Consider the following 24,379-nt stretch of genomic DNA (forward strand, 5'->3'; position numbering starts at 1 on the left):
AGCGACTGAGTGCATATTCACATTAAACACAAAATTTCAATAAGGTGATAAGCACCCAATAATGACGGTAGATTTTTGACTCTAGGGTGGGGGTTCGGTATCAAGCGCCCTGTGCCATTTATTCTATCGAAAACATAATAATAAAGGAATTCAGGTGAAACCAAACCAATTGACGTCACAATGGCTGACATTCAGTAGTGTTGGCCTGCTCGTGGCGTGTGGTAGCGATGGCCCGGGTGCTACTGAGCAAGTACGGATTGTAAAGCCACTGAAGGCTGCTGAGTACACGCTGACATCACAGGCATCCGTTGGCGGCATGATTACCCCGTCTGCAGTGTCTGTGGTTGAAGGGCAACAATATATTTTTAGTATTACGCCGGAAGATGGCTATGTCCTTGATACCGTCACGGGCTGTCATGGTCAGTTGACTGGGAGTGATTATCAGACGGGAGTGATCACATCTCCGTGTGAAGTGCGGGCTTCATTTTTGACACATGCTGAAGCGGCGGTGAAGCGGGAAGATCATACGCTGGCTTCCGCAGATGAATTGATTGATTTCAGCCGAGAGCAAATTCAAGTTGCGCAGGCCAAACGACAGGCATTGGTTGATACGCTGTACCAGAACGTTGGCAGTACGATTGCCTGGCATCCGAGCCACGACAGTATCACGCTGTCGAGCTTCCTGCCGGCGCATACCATGATGGTGTTGCGCTCGACGCAGGAAGAGAAGGGGAAACCCTCAGCGAAAGGGCTGGTGTATGTCGGTGAGCAGGCCGGCCACCGCTATGCTGCGATGGCGGCGAATATGTTCGCTGTCGATAATTCGGCGCAAACGGATCAACTGCTGAAAAACCTGCTTGACTGGATGACGGGCGGGGCCGGAGAATCGAAGCCGCTTTCGGTCGTGACCACTCATATGTCGAGCCATCGTGACAGTTGGTATTTCCCCCACAATGAAAAAATCCGGGCCTGGCTGGAAACCTATTACCCAGGACGACATGTTATCAATACCGCAAATCGTTGCGAGTACAGTGATTTAGCGAGCTGTATTCAGCAGCAGAAGCCTGATGTCATTGTCATGAGCGATGTGGATCGCAACGGTCAGGGTAGCCCTGCCGGCCAGGCAGTAGTTGAACTGGCCCGAGCGAATCATATTCCACTGATTTATGTTAACCATGAACGATTTGCCAGTCCGCTGGCCAAACCGGTATTCCGGTACATGGGGTTGCAGGCAGAAGGCAACTACTGGCCTGAGCACTTGGCTAGTGATTTATCGGTGCAAAGTTTAAAAGAAGGCGATGCGCAGTTGCAGGCTGTTGATCATCTGCTTGTGAATCTGAAGCGTGGGCACTTCGATCCGCAGGCGCTGGAAAACTGTGATCGTAATTTTATCTACTGTAATGACACAGCGTTCAATCTAGCCTTCAGAAATGGCGCGGATTGGTTCCGCCAGGCGGCAACCGGGTTGGATACAAGCGGCATTCAGGCATTTTCGAGTGAGCATTATGCCTTGATCAAAGCGGGTCTGTTGTTGGCCGATAAATACCGGGCCGCAATTGACTACCCGATCACCCCTAGTGAGCCTGAGGCCTGGCAGCAGGCGATGTTCGCCGACTGGGTCGTGAGCTATGCCCGAACCGGGAACCTGGCACAGCCGGATCTGGGAGAGTTCATCATTGATGCTTCTCAGGTGAGAGCCGGACATCAGGCGCATTACGCATACCCGGCCACTGAAACGGATATGCAGGATATTTTAGTGCCGTATTCACATCAATGGACGACAACCGGGTGGTACGCTTTGCCGGGGCAGCCGATCACCATATCCCGTCAGGGCAGCAGTGATGCGCGCCTGACGATCAAGCTGAACTACCATCGCAGTAACACCAATCGCACCTATCAGACCAAAATCTATCGTGGGCCACTGGAAGTGATGCAGCAGCGGATTACCGTCGAAAAAGGTGACAGCGTGACGTTTTCAACCCCGTATGGCGGCCCGATATACGCCTATCTTGAGGGGAGTGCTTCGCCGGTTTCGGTGACCCTGAAAGCGAGCGGGATCGCCAAGCATCCGGCGGTGTTGGATTTTAGTGATCCGACCCAGATCAGCCGCTTTAATCAGGCACTTGAGACCACAGAACTGCCACATGTGGATCTGCGCACCGATGGGGCGGAGCAACATTTACGTCGGGATCGCTTCTTGGATGCCCTGAATGATGAAGTACCCACCGTGAATGCATTGCTGAAATCGATCGAAGAAGATCATCTCAATTCTGTCTATACCCTGGCGGGTTACAAGGTCCAGGGTAGCTCGCTGACTGAGTCTTTGCCGGATGACGTCAAAGCGGTTTGTCAGAACCTGTTTGGTGCCACGGACTGTTTTGATCCGGCGCTGCATACCCGTAAGATAATTCAGCATGCCAACTATGATCAGAATGCCCAATGCGGGAGCGGTTGTAGCGGCAATCCATGGGATGCGGCATGGGAGATCTCTCCAACCAGTTGGGGTGATAATCATGAGCTGGGCCATAATCTGCAAACCAAGCGCCTGAATGTGCATTATGTCGTTGCTGCCGATAAAGAGAACTGGCGCCAGTACGGCTCGCGGGCCGGGGAAAACTCGAACAACATTTTCCCGTATTATGTGAAGTGGAAATCACATTATGTGCGCGATGGAAAAACCACACCGCTCACTGATGGTCATATGAACCATAAAGATCTGTTCTATGTCTTTATGTCGGACGCGGCACAGGTGAAAAACAGCGCGGGTGAGCGGGTGGTGCTCAATCGTAACTGTGAGGTGATGGACGAAGGGCAGGATCGCTTTACGGTACCGTGGCGAAGTAATGACTATGCGGTGCATAACAGTTATCGCATGGCGTTTTATATCCAGATGGCGTTGCGTGCGGATCAGCAGGTAATGGCCTCCGGCGATAAGCTGAGCAACGGTTTCCACCTGTTTACTTTGCTGTATCAGCACAGCCGGATCTTTGGTCAATACGCGGCGAATGAATCCGATTGGCTGGCCCACCGTGCTCAGCTTGGGTTTAGCGGCTTTGATTATCAGCACAGTACGTACGGAGATAAGACAGTAAGCAGCATGCCGGGGAATGACTTTATGCTGGTGGCGCTGAGTGTGATCACCGGCCAGGACTGGCGCCCATACTTTGATATGTTTGGGTTGCATTATACTTCTCTGGCTGCGGACCAGGTGAGTAAGAATACAACCAAGGGTGCCGTTCCTGTAGGCATGTATGTGCTTGAAGATGACTTGCCGCCAGGATCGATGAGCACCGGACTGGATTTCTTAGCCCTCTCTGAGACCGATCCAACGACCCGTTGGCCAAGAAATAATTCTTCACCGAGCCAATGTGATTCGTTGTGATGGTCTGAGGAATTTGCAATACAAAGGCTGACGGGATGTCAGCCTTTTTCATGACATTACCATTTTGGGCACATGAACTTTCTTGCCTGCGCGCTACCGGAAAAAAACGAACTAGACTTGATATGAATCAATCGCCAACAGTCGGTGTTTTAATTGATTGAATTTTCTTAACTTAAGGTGACCGGGAGGCCAGGTATGGTGGGACAGTTGAGCGTGTTTTTTGACGTGCTGGCAGCGGGGTACTCACGGGCGGCCACGCGATGTGTCCTGGTGCTGGCCGGGGTGTTGACAGCATGGTCGGCTGGGGCCGCCGATACCTTGGTCAGCGTCCGGGTAAAGGAGCCCATTAAGCTGGATGGCGTCGCAGAGAGTGTCTGGCTTAAGGCCACGCCACTCACTGTGGTTCTCGACCAGCGGGTTTATCAGCCCAGAGGTGAATCAGGCATCACCTCAACGTCGGTTTCGGTCCAGTCGCTTTATGATGATGAACATGTTTACTTTTTTATTCAGTGGGACGACCCGACCCGAAGCCTGGCTTTCATGCCATGGGAAAAACAGCCGGATGGCCGCTGGCAGCGGTTGATGAGTCCGGATCAATTCGGCTATGAGAACACTTACCATGAAGATAAGCTCAGCCTGTACTGGAACATCAATACCCAGGGGTTTGATACCCAAGGCTGCGCAATCGCCTGTCATATGGCAGACAGCCGCGGTTATGTTGCCGACGTTGAACAGAGCCAGCCCGGGCGGAAATTTACCGCTCGTGAGGATGAAACACTGGATGCCTGGGTGTGGCGCGCGGTCAGAACCGGGAAAACGGTTCAGGCTGACGATCAGTATGTCGATGCCACGATTGATCCGGCGGCCAATCTGCGCTGGGGTTTGAAAGGAGACTTCGTCACGGGCGGCGGTTACCAGGAAAACATGGCGGAAGCGACCCAACAACCGGTGATGGGGGATCGGGTGTGGGATGCAGTTCAGGCCTACGCTTTGGGTCCACAGCAACAGGTGCCGCTGGTGGACACTTTTAGTTCCGGTGATCGGCTGGCCTCTGTGCTGGTGAGCCCCTTTACCGGTTCGCGGGGAGATATCAGTGCGCAGAGTAACTGGAAGGATGGCAAGTGGCTGTTAGAGCTTAAGCGTAAGCGGGTGACCGCAGGGCATAACGCCAAAGTGCAGGACGTTCAGTTTTCGGAGCTCTCGCAGACTTATTATTTCGGTCTCGCAGTGTTCGATAATGCCCAAATGAGTCATTTATACAGCCCGGACGTTTTCCGGATGAAATTTGCGCCACTGGGGCAATAATGGCGGTTGGTGGTATCAAACAAGCCGGACGTTGCCGGCTTGTTCAATAGTCTGTCGTCCAAAGTCATGGGTGTTTTGATTACGATTCATTGTCATCTTTTGTCGTGTCGTCTCGGTTGACGTCTTCCTGGCGATGACGTTCACGAAGCGTATCATCGGATTGCTTTTCAACCAGGTTGTCATCGGACTGCTCTGGTTTGGGTGAAAAGATATTTTTTAGCCAATCGAACATAGCTTAACCTTAGTGTTATCCGCACGGTGTTTAACACCTTATAAGCTTAGTCGTTCACATGTTTATTGTGGGCTAATGTGGCGACTCGGTGTGTTGCAGCCAGTCGAAGAGTAAATCCAGTGATGCAGTCTGCAGGTTTTTCGGCCTGATCAGGTAGTAGCCATTCCCTGACGCGACGCTGTTGGGGTTTGGCATCACCAGCCGACCGGCATCCAAGTCGGGCCGGGCCAGCGTGATATCTCCAATCGCAATCCCAAACCCCTGAATGGCTGCACTCACTGCCAAATCCAATGTTGCAAAATGCTGGTTTTGCTCACTCAACTGGATGGCTTGCCCAGTTCTTCCCGGCATCGCATCATGCGAGTCAAGCTGGCTCAGCCACAGCGACCAGTCACTTTTTTGCGGCGTGGCATGCAGCCAGGTAAATGCCCGCATCTCTTCTGCTTGGAGCGGGCATTCGTGGGCGGCCAGCAGCGCGGGAGAGCACACCGGCGCGAGCAGCTCCTCAAACAGTAGGTAACTGGTTAAGTCTTTCTGCTTGGGGGGCTGGCCGTAGCAGATGGCAGCATCAAAAGGCTCACGGGCAAAGTTGATGCTGTGTTTGATCGCAGAGGTCAGCTCAACATCAATATCCGGGTACTGCTGCTGGAAGGTCATCAGCCTGGGCAGCAGCCAGGAAGTAATACAACTGGGCACTTTTAATTTAATTTGTTGCTTTTCATTGGTGATCTGATCGACTGCCCGGTGAAGTTGATTGAGGGCATTTTCCACCAGCGGCAGAAATTCCGCCCCTTTTTGGGTCAGGGCCAGGCCGCGTGCATGGCGGTTGAACAGGCGAACATTCAACCGGGATTCCAGGCTGCTGATCTGGCGGCTGACGGCACCCTGGGTCAGGTTGAGAACCTGGGCTGCGGCTGTGAAGTTTAACTGTTGTGCAGTGACTAAAAAAGACTGCAGCTCTTTCATGGTCGGGGTACGGATCATTGCTCTTTTAGCCATTCAAAAAACTCATAGCTAGTATGCAGAGATTTCGATTCTTAAATCAATCGGGCTCTGCATATAATTGGTAAAAAGAATGTTAACGGATATAAATTCACTAATTTTGTTTATAAATTCGTTATCTTGATGGTTGTTAGCGATAATATTCGATTCTCGGAGGTGGTTGTGGAAACACTGGCATCACGCCTTGTTCCTGAGGCAGTAAAAAATCTCATACCCTACCAGTCGGCACGCCGGATTGGTGGCCAGGGTCATATTTGGCTCAACGCCAACGAGCTGGAGCAAGGGTGTGACTACGGGGAAGGCTCGGGAGCGTATCACCGATATCCGGATTTCCTGCCGCACCAGTTGGCAGAGCGGTACCTGGCGTACAGCCTCAACGGGCGAGAGGTTCAGGATCTGGAAGCGCTGGCGGTACGTGGCGCTGATGAAGCGATTGATCTGCTGGTTCGGACTTTTTGCCAGCCGGGTCGCGATAAGGTTCTGGTGTGTCCGCCAACATATGCGATGTACGAGTTCTGTGCCGAGTCGTTTATGGTTGAGGCAGTGAAAGTTCCGCTGTTGGATAATTTCCAGCTGAATGTGCCGCAGATTTGCGCGCAATTGCCGCAGGCGAAACTGCTGTTTTTATGCTCGCCGAATAACCCGACCGGAAATGTGATCAGGCAGGAAGATATCCACGCGATCCTGGAAGCCAGCCAATCATCAACGTTGGTGGTCGTGGATGAGGCCTATATTGAGTTTGCGCCGGATACTACTGTGGTTGACCTGATCGCACAGTACCCGAACTTGGTGGTGATCCGTACCTTGTCGAAAGCCTTTGGCCTGGCGGCGGTGCGTTGCGGCTTTTTGCTGGCCGATCCCGGTGTGATGACCTACGTCGCCAGGTTGGTTGCCCCTTATCCGATCGCTGATCCGGTCGCACAAATCTCTCTCAGCGCCTTGAGTGAAACCGGTGTGGCTCGGATGCGGACACAGACCGCATCGCTGATTGCGGTACGGGACTGGTTTATTGATCAAGTACAACAGTTACCGATGGTTGAAACAGTCTATCCGTCGGCGACAAATTTTGTCCTGATCCGTTTTCGCGGGCCGGAGTGCATCTATAGCCATTTACTTGATCGGGGCATCGTGACCCGTAATCAGGCGCACGATCCGGCGCTGAATCACTGTGTTCGTATCTCGGTGGGATCGAAAAACAGTATGCTCGAAACCTTAAATGCATTAAAAGAATATAACTAGAAGAGGGATCTGACGATGAAGAATTTAATTGGCATGGGCCTGATGGTGGCCGCAATGAGTGTCAGCAGTGTTCAGGCTGCGCAGCAAAAACCGGTTCGCCTGGCATCAGACTTTACCTATCCGCCGTTTAACTACAAGGACGCTACGGATACTCCGCGCGGCTTTGATATTGAGATCGCCGATGCCCTGTGTGCTGCGGCTGAGCTGGAATGTACCTGGGTGACCATGAGCTGGAATGGTCTGATCCCGGCTCTGTTGTCCCGGAAAGCGGATGTGATTATGGCATCGATGCGGATAACGGCTGAGCGCAAGAAACGGGTGCTGTTTACCGATAAGTATTATCAGGCCCCGGCTCGTTTTGTCGGTCAGGCGAATGCCGGACTGGCGATTGATAAATCCAGCCTGAAGGGCAAGCGGATCGGGGTCCAGCTGGGGACTATCCATGATCGCTATGTCACCGACAAGTTTGGTGATGTTGCAAAGATCCAGCGCTATACCGGCCAGGATGAAGTGTACCTGGATTTACAGAACGGCCGACTGGACACAGTATTCGGTAATGCTGATCAGCTCAGTCTGGCGTTTTTGGACAAAGAGCGCGGTGAGGGATTTGTATTTGTCGGTGACGCGGTCACGGATCCAGCTTATATCGGGGAAGGGACCGCATTGGCCCTGCGCAAGCAAGATAGCGAGCTGGCAGAGAAATTTAACCGGGCGATCCAAACCATTCGTGATAACGGCACGTATGACAAGATTGCAGCGAAATATTTCACCTTTGATATTTATGGTGATGAATAATACCAATCGCAGTAAATAACGGGTGATCCTAGCTTGTGTAAATGCTCGATAACTGCGTTAGAATTTTTGATTGTAGAATAACTAGTTATCAAGAAATTCTGCCTTGTTCTCAAACATTTCTCCTGCGCTATTTTTGATCATTGACTTACTTTGATTGGTATAACCTGCGCTGCGCCTTAACGAAGCAGCAAGTTTGAACAAAAAAACAGCGCTTTTGCGTTGTTTTTATGTGGCGCTGTGACATTGCTAACTTTGTCGCTTCAATGCAGATGATCAGCGGCTACTCCCTGAGATACTGTATGCACTCTTGTTTATAACGGGTTTGTGTCGATGAAGGATTTGCTGGGGTTTGTCGTGCTCGCCAATGGTCTGGCCGGTGCAGTCGTGTGGCTCAGCGACCGTTTTTTGGGGTGGCCGGCGGTTCATTATTTTTCAGATTTTCTGTTCTTCAGCGCATTGCTTTTATGGGCGCTGGCCGGACTGATGTGGGATGGCGGCAGGCAAGGGCGCTTTTATGATCGGGACCGCGTTGCCAGAAAAGTGCAGTCGCTGGTGACGGATTTTGATCATGGCCAAAATAACCTTGATGAGTTCCGGGCCAATTTTCACACCGGCTTAAAACTGTTCATTGCAGGTCTGGTGGCATTGTTTGGTAGCTTTTTGCTCAACCAGATGTCTTAGCGGGTTGCTGTTTGGCGCCAATCCAACATACCGCGCGAGCAGCACACATCGGGCGGTTTGCTGCTCCCCGTGCGCTGAACTAGGCTTGGGAGTATTGCTGGATAATCTCTGATGGCCTTCGTTGTTGATGTGTAATCCTGCCGATGATCTTCATGCGCCGCGCTCGCGAACAGCCTGGTTCCGTTTTTACGAAGAGCTGAATGATTTCTTGCCCAAAGCGCAGCGAAAAGTGCGTTTTCCCTACGCCTTTACCGGGAAACCAGCCATCAAAGATACCCTCGAAGCGATTGGCGTCCCGCATACGGAAATTGATTTGATCCTGGTCGACGGCCGGTCAGTCGGCTTTGACCATCAGCTTCAGGGCAACGAACAGGTTGCTGTTTATCCAATGTTCGAGTCGTTCGATATTCAGTCCATGGTACGACTGCGACCGAAATCGCTGCGGGAATCCCGGTTTGTGGTCGATGTCAATTTGGGAAAACTGGCGCGTAAGCTGCGGCTGCTCGGCTTTGATACTTTATACAGCAATCAATTCGATGATGATGAAATCGTGGCCCTGTCGGTGGCGCAACAGCGTATTATTCTGACCCGGGATAAATTTATTTTTAAATACCGGGCGGTCACCCATGGTTACTGGGTACGCAGTGATCGCCTGGATGAGCAGCTCCATGAAGTCATCGGCCGTTTCCAGCTCGAAAACAGCTTTCGTCCGTTTACTCGCTGCGCCCGGTGTAATGGGCGGTTATCCCCGGTGGCACGGCAGCAGGTGATTGGCCGGGTGCCGGAAAATACCCTCAGGTATTACACCGAATTTTTCCAGTGTCGGGGCTGCCAGCATCTCTACTGGAAAGGCACCCATTTTACCCGTATGACACAATGGATGCGTCAGTTGCAGGCCTCATCCAAAGCATTTGCCGACTAGGCTTATGCCATGGGCCCTTGCTGCTGCAACGAGCGGGTTGATGGCAGCAACGGTGGAGGAATCAGTATGAAATATAATGCAACTGAAGATCTGCTGCGTTCACATCAGCCGGAAGTGATCCGTAAGCGCCTGGCACAGCCGCCGGAGTCTCAGAATATCTCCGATGCCGTACTGGGCGGAATCGACGGCTGTGTCACGACCTTTGCCGTGGTTTCTGCGGCTGCGGGGGCCGGGTTACCGGCATCCGTGGCGGTGATCCTCGGGGTCGCCAATCTGCTTGCCGACGGATTCAGCATGGCGGTCAGTACCTATGAATCCCATCGGGCAGAGCAGGACTATGCCCAAAGCCTGCGGGAAATGGAAGAAGCGCATATCGATTTGGTACCGGAAGGTGAGCGGGAGGAGATCCGCCAAATCTTCATCAACAAAGGCTTCGATGGTGAGGTGCTGGAAACCATCGTGGATACAATTTGCGAAGATCGCAAATTGTGGGTTGATACCATGCTGGTGGAAGAGCATGGGGTGAACGATCAGGCGTACATCAATCCGCTGGCTTCTGCCGGCGCGACCTTCCTGGCTTTTCTTGTTGTCGGGGCTGTTCCCCTGCTGCCTTTTTTGACCAGTGCCTTGACCTTAACTCAGCAGTTTGCCCTTAGTACAGCGCTGGCAGCGCTGATGTTTTTTATGATCGGGATGCTCAAAAGCCTGGTATTTAACCTGCCATATTTATGGTCTGGTCTGCGGACACTGGCGATGGGCGGTGCTGCGGCCAGTCTGGCGTTTGTGTCCGGTTACTTGCTGCGGGAGCTGTTCGGTCTATCCGGCTTCTAGGAGCGGCGATCTATTCGCTGCGGCTGAGATCGGTTTTGATCAGGTGCAGGACAGCGACATCATGCCCTACCGCGAAGCGGACCGTCCAGACATTGGTCAGATGGCCTGCCACCGCCGGACTCAGATCTGCCAGGCCGGAGAGCAGCGCGTCAGAATCCGTGAGTGGGAAGCCATCGATCGTGCAGACATCCAGTTCTTCACACCAGGCGTGCAGCGCCGATTGCTCGTCGCTTGACTCGACTTGCGAGAGGTAGGTTGCGCCATCATATTCTAGCACCAGGGTATACACAGCCATGCCTTAGCTTCCGGTTTGCCACTGGCATCGATGCGGTGTTGCAAACAGCGACCGCCGTCTGGCTCAGTCATCTCGAATCATCGACTGGGTGTACCAGCATGTCAGTTCGTGATCACTGCTGACCAGATTGACCACAACTTCACCGTAGAGTCGCCAGCCGTCTCCCATCAACTCGTTAATTTTTTTCTCAAAATCAAATTCATGTTTGTCACAGACAATTTTGTACTGCATATGTTGCCTCCGGCTGACTGTGATTGGCCTTTGCTTTTCGCTGGTGGTCCTGAATCCAATGGCATTGCTTTTTAAGGATAGCTAGAAAATGTTCGGTGGGCGGCACAAGGATAAGAAAAAAGCCAGCAGAACGCTGGCTTTTGAAGTTGTGCGCCGAGCATGGCGTTGTTCTAGGAGGTGAAAGTCCTCTACGGGCTCAGTCGAGCGAGAACCGTTAGCCTATGCAAGGGTGCCCACCGTGAGGTGGGATCTGAAGGAAGCAAACGGCAAAACTTGGGTGTGACGAACAGAAACCTGATAGTAGGCCAGTACAACTTGGGTAACCTAGCAATATATAGAACAGCCCAATGCCTCGACGGGAAGTGTGTACGGGTAAATCAGGCACAGCCAAGGGAAAGAACAACGTCTTACCTCGGGAGATCTTACGACCTGTCTCGGATGAGACTAATACAACAGTGATGTTGTGTGACGGGTAATAAGAAGTCAGCAGAAGGCATAGTACCTTGGGGAAGTACAACCCAAGGGAAGGCCGGAACTGAATATATCAAGAAGCAGTCACTAGACACTCAATCATGTGGGGTCATAGCAAGATGAACAACATCTCTACGTACTACTGGGCAACACCGCAAGTGACGCTCATGGCCACGAAGAATGACAAGCATGATCGGCGTAGACAGGAGGACGAGTCTTGGTGACCTCAACTCAGTTGATGGAGCGGATCTGCTCCTCAACAAATCTGAACCAAGCCCTGAGAAGAGTGAAGAAGAACAAGGGATGTGCTGGGGTTGATAAACTCGACATAACAGCGACTATCTCGATGCTTCGGCAGTCTTCTAATGGGCAAGCGCTCCGCCAGAGCCTTCTGGACGGGAGCTACCAACCGCAACCCGTTCTGGGTGTAGAAATTCCCAAACCTAGCGGGGGAGTGAGGCAGCTAGGTATCCCAACTGTACTTGATAGGGTAGTCCAACAGGCCATTACCTCAGTACTGACAGATATCTACGAACCTCAGTTTTCAAGCAACAGTTATGGGTTCAGGCCTAACCGCAGTGCCCACCATGCATTGGTGGCAGCAAGCCACTACATCAGGGAGGGGCGGGGTTATGTAGTCGACATAGACCTGGCGAAATACTTCGATACTGTGAACCACGATAGACTGATGCACAGGCTATCGGAGGACATCACAGATAAACGGGTCCTGAAGCTGGTCAGGTCATACCTACAGGCAGGCATAATGCGAAACGGGTTAGTTGAGCAGAGGCAACGAGGGACGCCACAGGGTGGACCATTATCTCCGCTGCTATCAAATATCGTATTAGATGAGTTGGATAAAGAGCTTGAGCGAAGAGGGCATAAGTTCTGCCGATATGCAGACGACTGCCAAATCTACGTGCACAGTGAGGAAGCCGCCAATCGAGTAAAAGCCTCAATCACGGAGTTCTTGGAGCAGAAACTGAAACTCAGGGTTAACCGTGAGAAAAGTGCGGCAACGAGAGTGACAGAGCGGACTTACCTAGGCCATCGCTTTCAACGAGATGGAAGCATCCATATCTCGAAGACAGCACAAACTCAGATGAAGAAGCGAGTGCGTCAAATAACGAAGCGGAATCGAGGGCGAGAGTTGAAGACAGTCCTAGTCGAACTCACTCAATACCTAAGAGGTTGGCAACACTATTTCAAGCTTGCCATACGGAAAAGCGCGATGCAGCGCTTGGATGAATGGATAAGGCGGCGCTTACGGTGCTATCGCCTCAAGCAGCGCAAGCGCAGATACAGCATAGCGACATGGTTACGCCAAGAGGGTGTAAGCGAACGCAATGCGTGGAAGCTGGCGATGTCAGATAAAGGGTGGTGGCACTTGGCTTTATCGCCCCAGCTCAATCAGGCCATGCCAATGAAATGGTTCAAGGAGATGGGTCTGTACTCGTTGCGAGATGGGTACGAGTCACTGAAAATATATTCGGAACCGCCGTATGCGACCCACGCTTGTACGGTGGTGTGAGAGGACGGAGGCCGTGAGGCCTCCTCCTACTCGATTTGAATAAAGAGAAATATTAATACCAATCAATGACTTACTGTGATTGGTATTACAGGCGTTTTGGTTGACGATAGGTACGGCCGGCTGCCTGGTAAATATCCTTGAGCTTGAGATCGAAGTTATCATAGAAGAACCAGGCGACAAATTTGATAACGTCGTCACCATCATTCATGATCCACTCCGCGAATTCTTCTGGTTCGCCTTGCTCATTTTCCTGCATCGACACATGATAAATGCGCTTTTCACCGTCGATTTCTGCCAAGCGGAACTGACCGGTCAGGGCTGCCGCGGCTTCAGCTATTTCCTGATCTTCACAGGATTTTAAGGCGTTCAGAACTTCAGGCATAGTGCTATGTTGGCACAGGGATTTAACCAAGGCTTCAAATTGATCTTGTTGCATTTCTTTTCAACTAATAATATTGATAGTCCTATTGTAGCAGTGACCGCCTTGTAAAGGAAAATGAAGGAGTTATCAATGACAGGCATGACGGATCTCAACCAGTTACTGCGTCATATGCAGCCCCGGCTTCGCGATGGCGAGTATGTGTTTTGTACCACAACGGCGCTTGATGATGCGCTGCTCGTCCAGCTCAAACCGTTGGCGACGTTTCGCGAAGATGAAGGGCTGACCCTGATACTGGAAAGAAACCTCGCCCGGGAACATGGGTTTGAGGCTGGATCGGTTTTTCGCGCGATCACCCTGACGGTGCATTCCAGCCTGGAAGCGGTCGGGTTGACCGCGGCTGTCGCCGGCAAGCTGGCAGAGAAAGGCATAAGCGCCAACGTGGTTGCGGCTTATTACCACGATCATATTTTTGTTCAGGCGGAGAAGGCGCAGCTTGCGCTGGACGCACTGGCTGAACTGAGTGCCCAGTGAGATCAATTGAATCAGTATCGACCATTGACTAGTTGATCGCTGCCGTCGGGTTGTTTGATGTTGCGTTTGAACGCATTGAGAGAATGATAAGGAAAATTATTGATGGAATTACATACCCTGTTACTGTTTGCACTAGCTTCTCTGACCCTGAATTTGATCCCGGGCCCGGACGTGGTTTATATCTTATCGAATACCATGAAGGGGAAGGCTTCGGCTGGTACTCAGGCAGCGCTGGGACTGGGTGTAGGCTATCTGTTTCACACCGTCGCAGCAGTGTTTGGTTTGTCGGCCCTGATCCTCAGCTCGGCGTATGCGTTTATGGTGGTGAAATACCTTGGAGCGGCCTACCTGTTGTATCTGGGCATTTGTGCGTTGAGAAGTTTTGCCCGCGGCGAGTCCAAGTTGGCACTGGATGATAGCCAGGCAGGAAATCAGAATATTTTCCGCCAGGGGGTGATTGTCAGTATCCTGAACCCGAAAGTGGCGATGTTCTTCCTCTCGTTTCTGCCTCAGTTTATTGATACCTCGCTGGCATCGTCACCCACCCATCAATTGTTGATCCTGGGTGTGGTGTTCTGTGGTCTGGCAACCTTGTGTAATGGCGTATATGCCATGCTGGGAAGCTGGGTGCTGGGCAGCCCGCAGGCCTCGCGTTTTAGCCGGGCGATTGAAGGGGTATCCGGGTTACTGTTGATTGGTCTGGCGGCGAAAATTGCGTTCAGTAAAAACAATGTCGGATAATGCGGCTTCACGATAGACATAGCGAGAATATCATGAGCTCAGATCAAACCTGTTGTATGGTGATGACCACCTTTGCCGATGAAGCGAATGGCCGGGCCATCATCCATTCCCTGATTGGAAAGCGATTGGCGGCCTGTATCCAGGTGCAGTCGATTGAGAGTTACTACCACTGGAAAGGGGCGGTCAATCAGGATCAGGAGAAACTGATGATGATTAAAACCACCGTCGAGCTATATGAGCAGGTCGAGGCAGATATTCTCGCTAACCATGATTATGAAACCCCGGAAATTATCCGGCTGCCCATTACTGCCGGGCTGCCGGATTATCTCCATTGGATCCGCTCGGAGTGTAATACCAATCGCAGTAAATAACTGGTCATCCTAGCTTGTTCAAATGCTCGATAACTGCGTTAGAATTTTTGATTGTAGAATAACTACTTATCTAAAAATTCTGCCTTGTTCTCAAACATTTTTCCTGCGCTATTTCTGAACACTTACTTACTTTGATTGGTATAAGCCATAGCGGATCCGAATGTGCTCACATATTCGGATAATTAGGACCACCGCCGCCTTCCGGCGTTACCCAGGTGATGTTCTGGGATGGATCCTTGATATCACAGGTTTTGCAATGAACGCAGTTGGCGGCATTGATCTGAAACTTGGGTCTGCCGTTGCTGCTCACTATCTCATATACCCCGGCCGGGCAATAGCGCTGGCTGGGCTCTCCAAATTGCTCTAAATGCATGCTGAGCGGCAAACTCTCATCTTTGAGCTTCAAATGACAAGGCTGGTTCTCCTCGTGCTGGGCGCCTGATAAATACACCGATGACGGTTTATCAAAGCTGATCACCCCGTCGGGCTTCGGATATTCGATTGGCTGGCTTTTTTCCAGTGGCCGCAGGCATTCATGATCGGCTTTGCGATCTTTCACTGTCCAACGCAGCCGGTGTTTGAGCCAGTTATGCTCCACGGTGGCCAGGGCGCCGCCGATAATGTTGCCGAATTTATGGATTTGAGCCCCGAAGTTTCGCGCTTCATCCAGCTCCTGGTAGAGCCAGGACTGTTCAAATAACTGCTCGTAGCCTGGCATGGTCTGGGCGAATCCCTGGTTGATCTCGGCAAATACCGCCTCGGCCGCCAGCATGCCAGACTTCATCGCGGTATGGCTGCCCTTGATTTTGGCAAAGTTCAGCGTGCCGGCGTCACAACCGACAAGGACGCCGCCCGGAAATTGTTGCCGGGGCAGGGAGTACAAGCCACCTTTCGTAATGGCCCGTGCACCATAGGCAATCCGCTGGCCGCCTTTGAGATATTGATGATACAGCGGGTGATGCTTCATCCGCTGAAATTCGTCGAACGGGCTGAGGTACGGGTTGTGATAATTGAGATCGACAATCAGTCCGACGGCCACCTGGTTGTTTTCCAAGTGGTAGAGAAAGCTGCCGCCGGTGGTGTCTGACTGGCTTAATGGCCAGCCGACCCCGTGCAGCACAAGCCCGGGCTGGTGCTGATCGGCGGGGATCTCCCACAGCTCCTTGATCCCCAGCGCGTAATGCTGCGGTTGTTTATCGTAGTCGAGATCGAAGTTGGCGATCAGCGTTTTGCCCAGATGGCCGCGGGCCCCCTCGGCAAAGATGGTGTACTTGGCTCGCAGCTCGATACCCGGCTCGAACGTCTGTTTGGGCTCGCCCTGTTTATCCCGCCCCATATCTGTGGTGATTACCCCGGCAACGGCGCCTTGCTCGTTGTAGAGCACTTCCGCTGCGGCAAAACCGGGATAAATTTCTGCACCGAGTGATTCGGCCTGCTGGCCCAGCCAGCGACAGAAGTTGGCCAGGCTGATGACAAAGTTGCCATCGTTTTTCATCGGCTCTGGGGTGAGATTGAGCGGGAAGTTCAGAAAATTGTGCTGGTTGGTGAGGAGACAAAATTGATCCTCGCACACGGCGGTGTGGAGTGGGGCATCCAGCCGCTCCCAGTCCGGAAACAATTCATCCAGGGCCCGATGTTCGAACAGGGCGCCCGAGAGAATATGGGCCCCGACTTCCGCCCCTTTTTCAACCACGCAGACGGATAGCGTCTGGCCGTTGTCCTCTGCCAGTTGCATCATGCGGCAGGCGGCGGAGAGGCCGGCAGGGCCTGCACCCACAATGACAACGTCAAATTCCATGCTTTCTCTTTCCATGTCTTCTTTTCCTATGCGTTCATTTTCCATGCAAAGTTTCCTGAACATCCGAGGCAATATTGGTAACTATAGTCCAGTTGACGTAAACGTAAATTCAACTAGGCTCAAAGAGTATCCGTTCTTGGATATGTCGGTATAAGTCAAGCCTTTAAGTCAACTTCGTGCTGGCTGTGATCAAAGGTCTGGCGGGGTTCCGGCTCGTGTTTACAGCATGTTGACAGTAACTTTAATCTGAAAAGGAAGACATCGTGAAAGTACTGGTAGCGATAAAACGTGTGGTGGATCCATACGTCAAAATCAGGGTCAATCGTGATGGCACTGGGGTGGAAACAAATAATGTCAAAATGGCCATGAACCCATTTTGTGAGATCGCCGTCGAAGAAGCCGTCCGGCTCAAGGAAGCAGGCATTGCTGAAGAAGTGGTTGTGGTCTCAGCCGGTGATTCATTGTGTCAGGAGCAGTTGCGAACAGCATTAGCCCTGGGGGCCGATCGGGCCATTCATATCGACACGGAAAACAACCTCGAGCCGCTGACAGTCGCCAAGTTGCTCAAGGCGGTGATGGAGAAAGAGCAGCCCGGCCTGGTGCTGCTGGGCAAACAGTCGATTGACTCGGACAATAACCAGGTGGCGCAGATGCTGGCGGCCCTGACCGGACGACCTCAGGGCACCTTCGCATCTAAGGTAGTGGTTGAGGGTGACGCTGTCACGGTAACCCGCGAAGTGGATGGCGGCCTGGAGACCCTGGCATTGAAATTACCAGCCATTATCAGTACCGACCTGCGTTTGAACGAACCGCGTTATGCATCGTTGCCGAATATCATGAAAGCGAAGAAGAAACCGATGGACAGTGTGCAGCCGGCCGATTTAGATGTGGCAATCACCCGGCATCAGGAGATTCTGTCGGTCTCGCCACCGCCGGAAAGAGCGGGCGGTGTTCAGGTAGCTTCCGTCGCGGAGCTGGTCGATAAGCTGAAAAATGAAGCGAAGGTGATCTGATGGCAACATTAATTATTGCGGCACACCACGAACAGTCCGTGCTGCCGGAAACGTTCAGAGTGATTCACGCGGCCCAGTCATTGCCAAAACCTGTATCGGTACTGGTTGCCGGGAGCGGATGCAGCGTGGTGGCCGAATCGGTGAGCCGGATCTCCGGCGTCGATGAAGTGCTGCTGGCAGATGATGTTGCTTATCAGCATCAACTGCCGGAGAACCTGGCTTCGCTGGTGGCAGCGCAGGCCGGACGGTTTAGCCATGTACTTGCCCCAGCGACGACGTTCGGGAAAAACCTGATGCCCCGGGTTGCTGCGCTGCTGGATGTCGGTCAGCTGTCAGATGTCACTGCGATTGAAAGTGAAGATACGGTGATCCGGCCGATTTACGCGGGCAACGCGCTGGCCAAGGTGAAGTCGCATGATCCGATCAAAGTGATGACCATCCGCCCGCCGGCATTTGATCCTGCACCGGAGCAGGAAACACCGGTCGCGATCACGTCACTGGATGCCGCTGAGCCGACTGACCTGTCTCAATTTATCAGTCTGGCTGAGACCCAAAGCGAACGGCCGGATTTATCGGTTGCCCGGGTGGTGATCTCAGGAGGACGGGGGCTGGGCGACAAAGAGAGCTTTGCTCTGATTGAGCAGCTGGCAGATAAGCTGGGTGGGGCGATTGGTGCCTCGCGGGCGGCGGTGGATGCCGGTTATGTGTCGAATGATTTACAGGTTGGGCAAACGGGTAAAATCGTGGCGCCCGAGTTGTATATCGCGGTGGGGATCTCCGGGGCAATCCAGCACCTGGCGGGGATGAAAGAGTCCAAGGTGATCGTGGCGATCAACAGTGATCCGGAAGCGCCGATCTTCCAAATCGCAGATTATGGTTTGGTCGGCGATTTGTTCGATATTCTGCCGCAGCTGATTGAGGCGGTTTAGCTGTCGCTGAGACTCCCCTAATCCAATATTCTCCAGCCGTGCTGCTCGGCCATTCTGAGCAGCACGGTTTTTTCTTTCATCTGCTCAGCGGTCAGCCAGTTGATAAAGTGCGTGACATCGTCACTTTCAGCTGTGGTGTGGTAGAAGTACATCCACTGGCTGTTTGCGACAATGGCAGCGTGCTCGGGTAACATCAGGTAGCCTTGCTCCAGCTCATGGACCACCAGCATCAGGTCAGTGATCGCCACGCCCTGGCCGGCGAGACAGGAGGTCAGCGCCATATCCAGGGTGTTGAAGGTGAGCCCCGGTTGATGGATCTGACTCGGACGCTGAATGCTCTTCAGCCACAACTTCCAGTCACTTTGATCTGAGGTCGGATGCAAGCGGGGATAGTTCAGCAGTTCATCAATCGAGACCGGTTGAGGACTCTGGGTCAGCTGGCCGGAATAGACCGGGGCCAGGTACTCTTTTCGCAGAAAATGCTGCTGATAGCGGCTCGGCGGCTCATGTTGCATGTTATAGATAGCCACATGATAGTCATCTTCGTCCAGCATCAGCTCTTCACTGGTATGTCCCATACTGGATGAAATCACAATATCCAGCTCCGGGTGTAATGCTTTAAATGAATGCAAGCGGGGGATCAGCCACCGTACGGCAAAACTCATCGCGACTTTTACTTTCAGGGTGCCGGTTTCCTGGGCCCGGCACTGTTTAATGGTGCGGTTGAGCTCACTGTACTGCCGGGTCAGCAGCAAAGCGATTTCCTTGCCTTGCTCGGTGAGCTCCAGGGCCCGGTGATGGCGGATAAACAGCGGAAATCCTAAACTTTCTTCGAGTTGACGGATCTGGCGACTGACAGCACTTTGGGTCACATTCAGCTCACTGGCGGCCAGCGTAAAGCTCAGGTGGCGGGCGGCTGACTCAAATACGCGCAGGCCATTGAGGGAAGGGGGCAACAAGGCATGTCTTTTTTTCAATTCCATCTGCAAATTCACTCTAGCTGGTGTTGCTCTTGGATGAGTTTTTAGAATGCAACAGTACTATAAATGTCGTTTGAAAGGCAAAGTTTTACCCCTTAGAGTAGCGAGGATAAAAGTAATGCCTGTTTCGAACAGGTTATGGTTTGATTTTTTGCCTTGCGTTGTGAGTATTGAATAAAACATGAAAAAGTTGGTCACGCTTGCCGTACCGCTGATTATTTCTCAGTTGGTGGCCCAATTATTGATTTTTACTGATGTCTGGATGATGGCCCAGCTCAGTATTATGGCGATTGCCGGTGGCGGCCTCGGGGCAACGGTGTATTCGATCGTGTTTATTATTGCCGGCAGCACCGTTGGTTGCGTCGCGAACTTGATCGCCATTGCCTACGGTAAGCGGGCAAGCCAGCCTGCGCAGGGAGAGCAGGAGATCCGTGCTGCGGTAAAAGGCGGGGTATTGTTGTCTGTGATCCTGACGCTGGCGTTACAGCCGGTATTTTTGCTGATGCCTGAGCTGCTGGCGATGGCCGATCAGGATCCGCAAGCCCAGCTACTGGCTGTTGATTATCTGGATGCCCTGAAGTGGTCGATGTTGCCCACCTTGCTCCTTTTGGTCCTGCGTAGCCTGGTGAGTGCGTTTGGCGATACCCGCTCGGTGATGGTGATGTCTTTGGTGACGGTGGCGCTGAATGTGCCGCTGAGTTATCTGTTTGCTTTCGAGTTGGACATGGGGCTGGCCGGCTTGGGCTACGGCACGTCGCTGGCGGCGTTGCTGGTGATGATTGGTTATGGCTATTGGGTGTTTCAGCAGCCGAAATATCGTGATTATCAACCGTTGCGGCAGTTCCGTGAATATCGGGTTGGGATGATGCTGCCGCTACTGGGACTCGGAGTGCCGATTATGATCGCCACTTTGCTTGAACATGCGCTCTTTTCCGGTGCCGCGTTACTGGCGGGCACGCTGGGCGCGGTTTCGCTGGCGATCCACCAAATCGCGCTGCAATGCCTGAATCTGTCCTGGAATGTGGCATTTGGCTTTTCCCAGGCCGCTTCGATCCTGGTCAGCCAGCATGTGGGTCGCCAGGAGCCGCAGTTGGTCCGACGCTATGCTTATCTGGGCATGTTTTTGGTCACCGCAGTCAGCGCGTTTTTTGGGATTGCCGTCAGCGTGTGGCCGGAGTTTCTGACCCAGGTCTTCAGCGTTGAAGGAGATGCTCTGGCGACGGAATTAGTGGCGGCCTTGCCGAGTGTGATGATTATGGTGGCGCTGTGCTTTGTTGTGGACGGCTGGCAGCTGGCAGCGATCAGTATTCTGCGCGGGATGAAAGTGGTGAAAGCGCCGACGATATCAACGGTGATTGGTTATTGGCTGATTGGCCTGCCGGCTGCCTGGTACCTGATGAAACTCATGGGACTGGAAGGTGTTTGGGCCGGTTTAGGAATTGGCCTGGCGATCACCGGGGTAATGTTGGTGAGCCTGCTGTACCGCCACCTGAATCATTTTGAGCGCCTGGTGTTGCAGTCACAAGGCCAGCCTGAACAAGCGCGCTCGGCCCAGCCTGAGTCGGGCCCATCAGGACAGCAAATCCCGGCGGAAAGCACATCAGCGGTGCTGACTTAGTCGAATCTAGCTGGTAGCAATGCGCCGTTGACAGGTCATCGAGCAATGAAGAAAGCCGGAAGTAATTCCGGCTTTCTTGTTGTGCGCCGAGCATGGTGTTGTTCTAGGAGGTGAAAGTCCTCTACGGGCTCAGTCGAGCGAGAACCGTTAGCCTATGCAAGGGTGCCCACCGTGAGGTGGGATCTGAAGGAAGCAAACGGCAAAACTTGGGTGTGACGAACAGAAACCTGATAGTAGGCCAGTACAACTTGGGTAACCTAGCAATATATAGAACAGCCCAATGCCTCGACGGGAAGTGTGTACGGGTAAATCAGGCACAGCCAAGGGAAAGAACAACGTCTTACCTCGGGAGATCTTACGACCTGTCTCGGATGAGACTAACACAACAGTGATGTTGTGTGACGGGTAATAAGAAGTCAGCAGAAGGCATAGTACCTTGGGGAAGTACAACCCAAGGGAAGGCCGGAACTGAATATATCAAGAAGCAGTCACTAGACACTCAATCATGTGGGGTCATAGCAAGATGAACAACATCTCTACGTACTACTGGGCAACACCGCAAGTGACGCTCATGGCCACGAAGAATGACAAGCATGATCGGCGTAGACAGGAGGACGAGTCTTGGTGACCTCAACTCAGTTGATGGAGCGGATCTGCTCCTCAACAAATCTGAACCAAGCCCTGAGAAGAGTGAAGAAGAACAAGGGATGTGCTGGGGTTGATAAACTCGACATAACAGCGACTATCTCGATGCTTCGGCAGTCTTCTAATGGGCAAGCGCTCCGCCAGAGCCTTCTGGACGGGAGCTACCAACCCCAACCCGTTCTGGGTGTAGAAATTCCCAAACCTAGCGGGGGAGTGAGGCAGCTAGGTATCCCAACTGTACTTGATAGGGTAGTCCAACAGGCCATTACCTCAGTACTGACAGATATCTACGAACCTCAGTTCTCAAGCAACAGTTATGGGTTCAGGCCTAACCGCAGTGCCCACCATGCATTGGTGGCAGCAAGCCACTACATCAGGGAGGGGCGGGGTTATGTAGTCGACATAGACCTGGCGAAATACTTCGATACTGTGAACCACGATAAACTGATGCACAGGCTATCGGAGGACATCACAGATAAACGGGTCCTGAAGCTGGTCAGGTCATACCTACAGGCAGGCATAATGCGAAACGGGTTAGTTGAGCAGAGGCAACGAGGGACGCCACAGGGTGGACCATTATCTCCGCTGCTATCAAATATCGTATTAGATGAGTTGGATAAAGAGCTTGAGCGAAGAGGGCATAAGTTCTGCCGATATGCAGACGACTGCCAAATCTACGTGCACAGTGAGGAAGCCGCCAATCGAGTAAAAGCCTCAATCACGGAGTTCTTGGAGCAGAAACTGAAACTCAGGGTTAACCGTGAGAAAAGTGCGGCAACGAGAGTGACAGAGCGGACTTACCTAGGCCATCGCTTTCAACGAGATGGAAGCATCCATATCTCGAAGACAGCACAAACTCAGATGAAGAATCGAGTGCGTCAAATAACGAAGCGGAATCGAGGGCGAGAGTTGAAGACAGTCCTAGTCGAACTCACTCAATACCTAAGAGGTTGGCAACACTATTTCAAGCTTGCCATACGGAAAAGCGCGATGCAGCGCTTGGATGAATGGATAAGGCGGCGCTTACGGTGCTATCGCCTCAAGCAGCGCAAGCGCAGATACAGCATAGCGACATGGTTACGCCAAGAGGGTGTAAGCGAACGCAATGCGTGGAAGCTGGCGATGTCAGATAAAGGGTGGTGGCACTTGGCTTTATCGCCCCAGCTCAATCAGGCCATGCCAATGAAATGGTTCAAGGAGATGGGTCTGTACTCGTTGCGAGATGGGTACGAGTCACTGAAAATATATTCGGAACCGCCGTATGCGACCCACGCTTGTACGGTGGTGTGAGAGGACGGAGGCCGTGAGGCCTCCTCCTACTCGATTTGTGGTTGGCGTTAGCGCATGCGAAAGACATCGGTTTGTTTGTCTTGCTGCACTTCGGCAAAGCTGCGCACAAACGGTCCTTGCTGGCGGATGCGGGTTGGTAAGGTGTCAATAATACGTTTGGCTTCGGCTTTGGTGGCGAAGTCACCGTAAATCACAGCGTACCAGCGGTTGCCCAGGCTGCGCTTCCAGTTCACCCAGATTGGGTCCTGTCATTTAATATCCCGGATATAACCACGGACATCGCGCTCTTCACTCAGCGCCAGAACCTGGATGGTATAACGGTTAGGGTCCAGGTGGCCATAGGCTTCCTGGGTCGTCATTGCGCCGACACATTGGCTTGGGCCGTGGGTTGTCGGATTTACATGCTTCTCTTTGTTACTGGTTTTATATCCAGTATGTTGGCAGAAGCGGTCACGGAATTCAACGGCTTGCTTGACGTGTGTGACCGCCAGAGCTTTACTGGCCAGCACCTAACCAGAACGTGGTGAGCTCTTTTTTCATGATAGGCCTACTTCCATGAGTCATGAAAAAAAACAATCGTGAAAACAGACTATGTAAAGAAAATTCCTGCCTGCTCATTGTCGGGATAATCTCGCTTCAAATCAGCCTGTTCGCCTTCAAATTGCCGAGGGGTGTATCACCTGAAACAAAATTTCGCTTTTGGGGATGACGATTGTAGCTTCTCTCGAATAAACTGTATATATATACAGTTTCTTTAATCGTGGAGCGAGTGAAGTATGGCGGTATTTCCTGTTTTCATAGAGTCCATTCCTTGTGGCTTTCCATCACCGGCAGATGGCCATCAGGAAGAATTAGATTTGGATGACTACTTGATCCGTCACCCGAATGCGACGTTTTTTCTCCGCGCGTGTGGCGATTCCATGACGGGCGCGGGGATCTATGACGGGGATCTGCTGGTGGTCGATCGCGCTGAAGCCATAGTGCCCAATCGAATTGTGATTGCCCGGGTGTATGATGAGTTCACCTGCAAGCGTCTGGTCCGGCACCAGGAGCAATGGTGGTTAAAGGCTGAAAATCATCACTATCAGCCGTTTCCCTTGCCGGAAGACGCGGAAATCTTCGGGGTGGTGACACGCAATATTCATAATTTGCTGGATTGAAGGC

25 protein-coding genes are annotated in these 24,379 nt (G+C 52.4%); 16 read left to right on the plus strand and 9 right to left on the minus strand.

Going from position 1 to position 24,379, the window contains the following annotated elements; all coding sequences use genetic code 11:
• The first annotated feature begins 154 nt into the window (after positions 1-154).
• Positions 155-3,382 (plus strand): ImpA family metalloprotease, encoded by a 3,228-nt coding sequence (locus NNL38_RS23685; RefSeq protein WP_255391332.1) that lies wholly within the window; start codon positions 155-157, stop codon positions 3,380-3,382.
• A gap of 195 nt (positions 3,383-3,577) precedes the next feature.
• Complete coding sequence (locus NNL38_RS23690) at positions 3,578-4,687, plus strand: ethylbenzene dehydrogenase-related protein (protein WP_255391333.1); 1,110 nt, start codon at positions 3,578-3,580, stop codon at positions 4,685-4,687.
• Positions 4,688-4,766: 79 nt separating this feature from the next.
• Here NNL38_RS23690 and NNL38_RS23695 read toward each other — a convergent pair whose 3' ends face one another.
• Together NNL38_RS23695 and NNL38_RS23700 are read right to left on the minus strand one after the other, a co-directional pair.
• On the minus strand, positions 4,767-4,919 hold the full coding sequence (locus tag NNL38_RS23695; protein WP_255391334.1) for a hypothetical protein: 153 nt from the start codon (positions 4,917-4,919) through the stop codon (positions 4,767-4,769).
• A gap of 72 nt (positions 4,920-4,991) precedes the next feature.
• Positions 4,992-5,918, minus strand: coding sequence for a LysR substrate-binding domain-containing protein (locus NNL38_RS23700; protein WP_439651406.1), 927 nt, complete (start codon positions 5,916-5,918; stop codon positions 4,992-4,994).
• A gap of 165 nt (positions 5,919-6,083) precedes the next feature.
• On the opposite strand from NNL38_RS23700, the gene hisC reads away from it, so the two are divergent.
• From hisC to NNL38_RS23725, 5 genes are all read left to right on the plus strand, one after another.
• Positions 6,084-7,160 carry a histidinol-phosphate transaminase gene (gene hisC, locus NNL38_RS23705; RefSeq protein WP_255391335.1) on the plus strand — a complete coding sequence of 359 codons (1,077 nt, stop codon included), beginning with the start codon at positions 6,084-6,086 and terminating at the stop codon, positions 7,158-7,160.
• Between the two features lie 15 nt (positions 7,161-7,175).
• Entirely contained in the window at positions 7,176-7,955 is a 780-nt protein-coding gene (locus tag NNL38_RS23710; protein ID WP_255391336.1) for a transporter substrate-binding domain-containing protein, read from the plus strand.
• Positions 7,956-8,285: 330 nt separating this feature from the next.
• On the plus strand, positions 8,286-8,636 hold the full coding sequence (locus NNL38_RS23715; RefSeq protein WP_255391337.1) for a hypothetical protein: 351 nt from the start codon (positions 8,286-8,288) through the stop codon (positions 8,634-8,636).
• A gap of 127 nt (positions 8,637-8,763) precedes the next feature.
• Positions 8,764-9,558 carry a Mut7-C RNAse domain-containing protein gene (locus NNL38_RS23720; RefSeq protein ID WP_255391338.1) on the plus strand — a complete coding sequence of 265 codons (795 nt, stop codon included), beginning with the start codon at positions 8,764-8,766 and terminating at the stop codon, positions 9,556-9,558.
• Between the two features lie 66 nt (positions 9,559-9,624).
• Positions 9,625-10,389 carry a VIT1/CCC1 transporter family protein gene (locus tag NNL38_RS23725; protein WP_255391339.1) on the plus strand — a complete coding sequence of 255 codons (765 nt, stop codon included), beginning with the start codon at positions 9,625-9,627 and terminating at the stop codon, positions 10,387-10,389.
• A gap of 10 nt (positions 10,390-10,399) precedes the next feature.
• Here the strand turns inward: NNL38_RS23725 and NNL38_RS23730 are convergent, their stop codons facing one another.
• Positions 10,400-10,684: a hypothetical protein gene (locus tag NNL38_RS23730; RefSeq protein ID WP_255391340.1), complete on the minus strand. Its 285-nt coding sequence runs from the start codon at positions 10,682-10,684 to the stop codon at positions 10,400-10,402.
• A gap of 63 nt (positions 10,685-10,747) precedes the next feature.
• Positions 10,748-10,915 (minus strand): DUF1737 domain-containing protein, encoded by a 168-nt coding sequence (locus NNL38_RS23735; protein WP_255391341.1) that lies wholly within the window; start codon positions 10,913-10,915, stop codon positions 10,748-10,750.
• Between the two features lie 709 nt (positions 10,916-11,624).
• On the opposite strand from NNL38_RS23735, the gene ltrA (NNL38_RS23740) reads away from it, so the two are divergent.
• A complete protein-coding gene (gene ltrA, locus NNL38_RS23740; RefSeq protein ID WP_369414611.1) occupies positions 11,625-12,917 on the plus strand; it encodes a group II intron reverse transcriptase/maturase in 1,293 nt (430 codons plus the stop codon).
• A gap of 85 nt (positions 12,918-13,002) precedes the next feature.
• Here the strand turns inward: ltrA (NNL38_RS23740) and NNL38_RS23745 are convergent, their stop codons facing one another.
• Positions 13,003-13,353 (minus strand): hypothetical protein, encoded by a 351-nt coding sequence (locus tag NNL38_RS23745; RefSeq protein WP_255391342.1) that lies wholly within the window; start codon positions 13,351-13,353, stop codon positions 13,003-13,005.
• A gap of 75 nt (positions 13,354-13,428) precedes the next feature.
• On the opposite strand from NNL38_RS23745, the gene NNL38_RS23750 reads away from it, so the two are divergent.
• The 3 genes from NNL38_RS23750 (at position 13,429) to cutA (ending at position 14,942) form a co-directional block, all read left to right on the plus strand.
• Positions 13,429-13,830, plus strand: a complete 402-nt coding sequence (locus NNL38_RS23750; RefSeq protein ID WP_255391343.1) for an ACT domain-containing protein — start codon at positions 13,429-13,431, stop codon at positions 13,828-13,830.
• 102 nt (positions 13,831-13,932) lie between these two features.
• Positions 13,933-14,571 carry a LysE family translocator gene (locus tag NNL38_RS23755; RefSeq protein ID WP_255391344.1) on the plus strand — a complete coding sequence of 213 codons (639 nt, stop codon included), beginning with the start codon at positions 13,933-13,935 and terminating at the stop codon, positions 14,569-14,571.
• Between the two features lie 32 nt (positions 14,572-14,603).
• Positions 14,604-14,942, plus strand: coding sequence for a divalent-cation tolerance protein CutA (gene cutA, locus NNL38_RS23760; RefSeq protein WP_255391345.1), 339 nt, complete (start codon positions 14,604-14,606; stop codon positions 14,940-14,942).
• 166 nt (positions 14,943-15,108) lie between these two features.
• On the opposite strand, the gene NNL38_RS23765 is transcribed toward cutA, so the two are convergent.
• Positions 15,109-16,755, minus strand: coding sequence for an electron transfer flavoprotein-ubiquinone oxidoreductase (locus NNL38_RS23765; protein ID WP_255391346.1), 1,647 nt, complete (start codon positions 16,753-16,755; stop codon positions 15,109-15,111).
• Positions 16,756-17,003: 248 nt separating this feature from the next.
• On the opposite strand from NNL38_RS23765, the gene NNL38_RS23770 reads away from it, so the two are divergent.
• Together NNL38_RS23770 and NNL38_RS23775 are read left to right on the plus strand one after the other, a co-directional pair.
• Positions 17,004-17,753, plus strand: coding sequence for an electron transfer flavoprotein subunit beta/FixA family protein (locus NNL38_RS23770; protein WP_255391347.1), 750 nt, complete (start codon positions 17,004-17,006; stop codon positions 17,751-17,753).
• A complete protein-coding gene (locus NNL38_RS23775) occupies positions 17,753-18,682 on the plus strand; it encodes an electron transfer flavoprotein subunit alpha/FixB family protein (protein ID WP_255391348.1) in 930 nt (309 codons plus the stop codon). The genes NNL38_RS23770 and NNL38_RS23775 overlap by 1 nt, the downstream gene beginning before the upstream one ends.
• Positions 18,683-18,699: 17 nt before the next feature.
• Here the strand turns inward: NNL38_RS23775 and NNL38_RS23780 are convergent, their stop codons facing one another.
• On the minus strand, positions 18,700-19,665 hold the full coding sequence (locus tag NNL38_RS23780; RefSeq protein ID WP_255391349.1) for a LysR substrate-binding domain-containing protein: 966 nt from the start codon (positions 19,663-19,665) through the stop codon (positions 18,700-18,702).
• Positions 19,666-19,843: 178 nt separating this feature from the next.
• Between NNL38_RS23780 and NNL38_RS23785 the strand changes: the two genes are divergently transcribed.
• Both NNL38_RS23785 and ltrA (NNL38_RS23790) read left to right on the plus strand, forming a co-directional pair.
• On the plus strand, positions 19,844-21,280 hold the full coding sequence (locus tag NNL38_RS23785; RefSeq protein ID WP_255391350.1) for an MATE family efflux transporter: 1,437 nt from the start codon (positions 19,844-19,846) through the stop codon (positions 21,278-21,280).
• Between the two features lie 642 nt (positions 21,281-21,922).
• Positions 21,923-23,215, plus strand: a complete 1,293-nt coding sequence (ltrA, locus tag NNL38_RS23790; protein WP_369414646.1) for a group II intron reverse transcriptase/maturase — start codon at positions 21,923-21,925, stop codon at positions 23,213-23,215.
• A 47-nt stretch (positions 23,216-23,262) separates the two neighbouring features.
• Here ltrA (NNL38_RS23790) and NNL38_RS24820 read toward each other — a convergent pair whose 3' ends face one another.
• Complete coding sequence (locus NNL38_RS24820; protein ID WP_369414627.1) at positions 23,263-23,448, minus strand: SPOR domain-containing protein; 186 nt, start codon at positions 23,446-23,448, stop codon at positions 23,263-23,265.
• Positions 23,449-23,463: 15 nt separating this feature from the next.
• On the minus strand, positions 23,464-23,724 hold the full coding sequence (locus NNL38_RS24825) for a hypothetical protein (protein ID WP_369414628.1): 261 nt from the start codon (positions 23,722-23,724) through the stop codon (positions 23,464-23,466).
• Between the two features lie 267 nt (positions 23,725-23,991).
• Here NNL38_RS24825 and NNL38_RS23800 point away from each other — a divergent pair, with 267 nt between their 5' ends.
• Positions 23,992-24,375 (plus strand): LexA family protein, encoded by a 384-nt coding sequence (locus NNL38_RS23800; RefSeq protein ID WP_255391351.1) that lies wholly within the window; start codon positions 23,992-23,994, stop codon positions 24,373-24,375.
• Positions 24,376-24,379 lie beyond the last annotated feature (4 nt).

This window comes from Photobacterium atrarenae (assembly GCF_024380015.1).
GTDB classification, from domain to species: Bacteria; Pseudomonadota; Gammaproteobacteria; order Enterobacterales; family Vibrionaceae; genus Photobacterium; species Photobacterium atrarenae.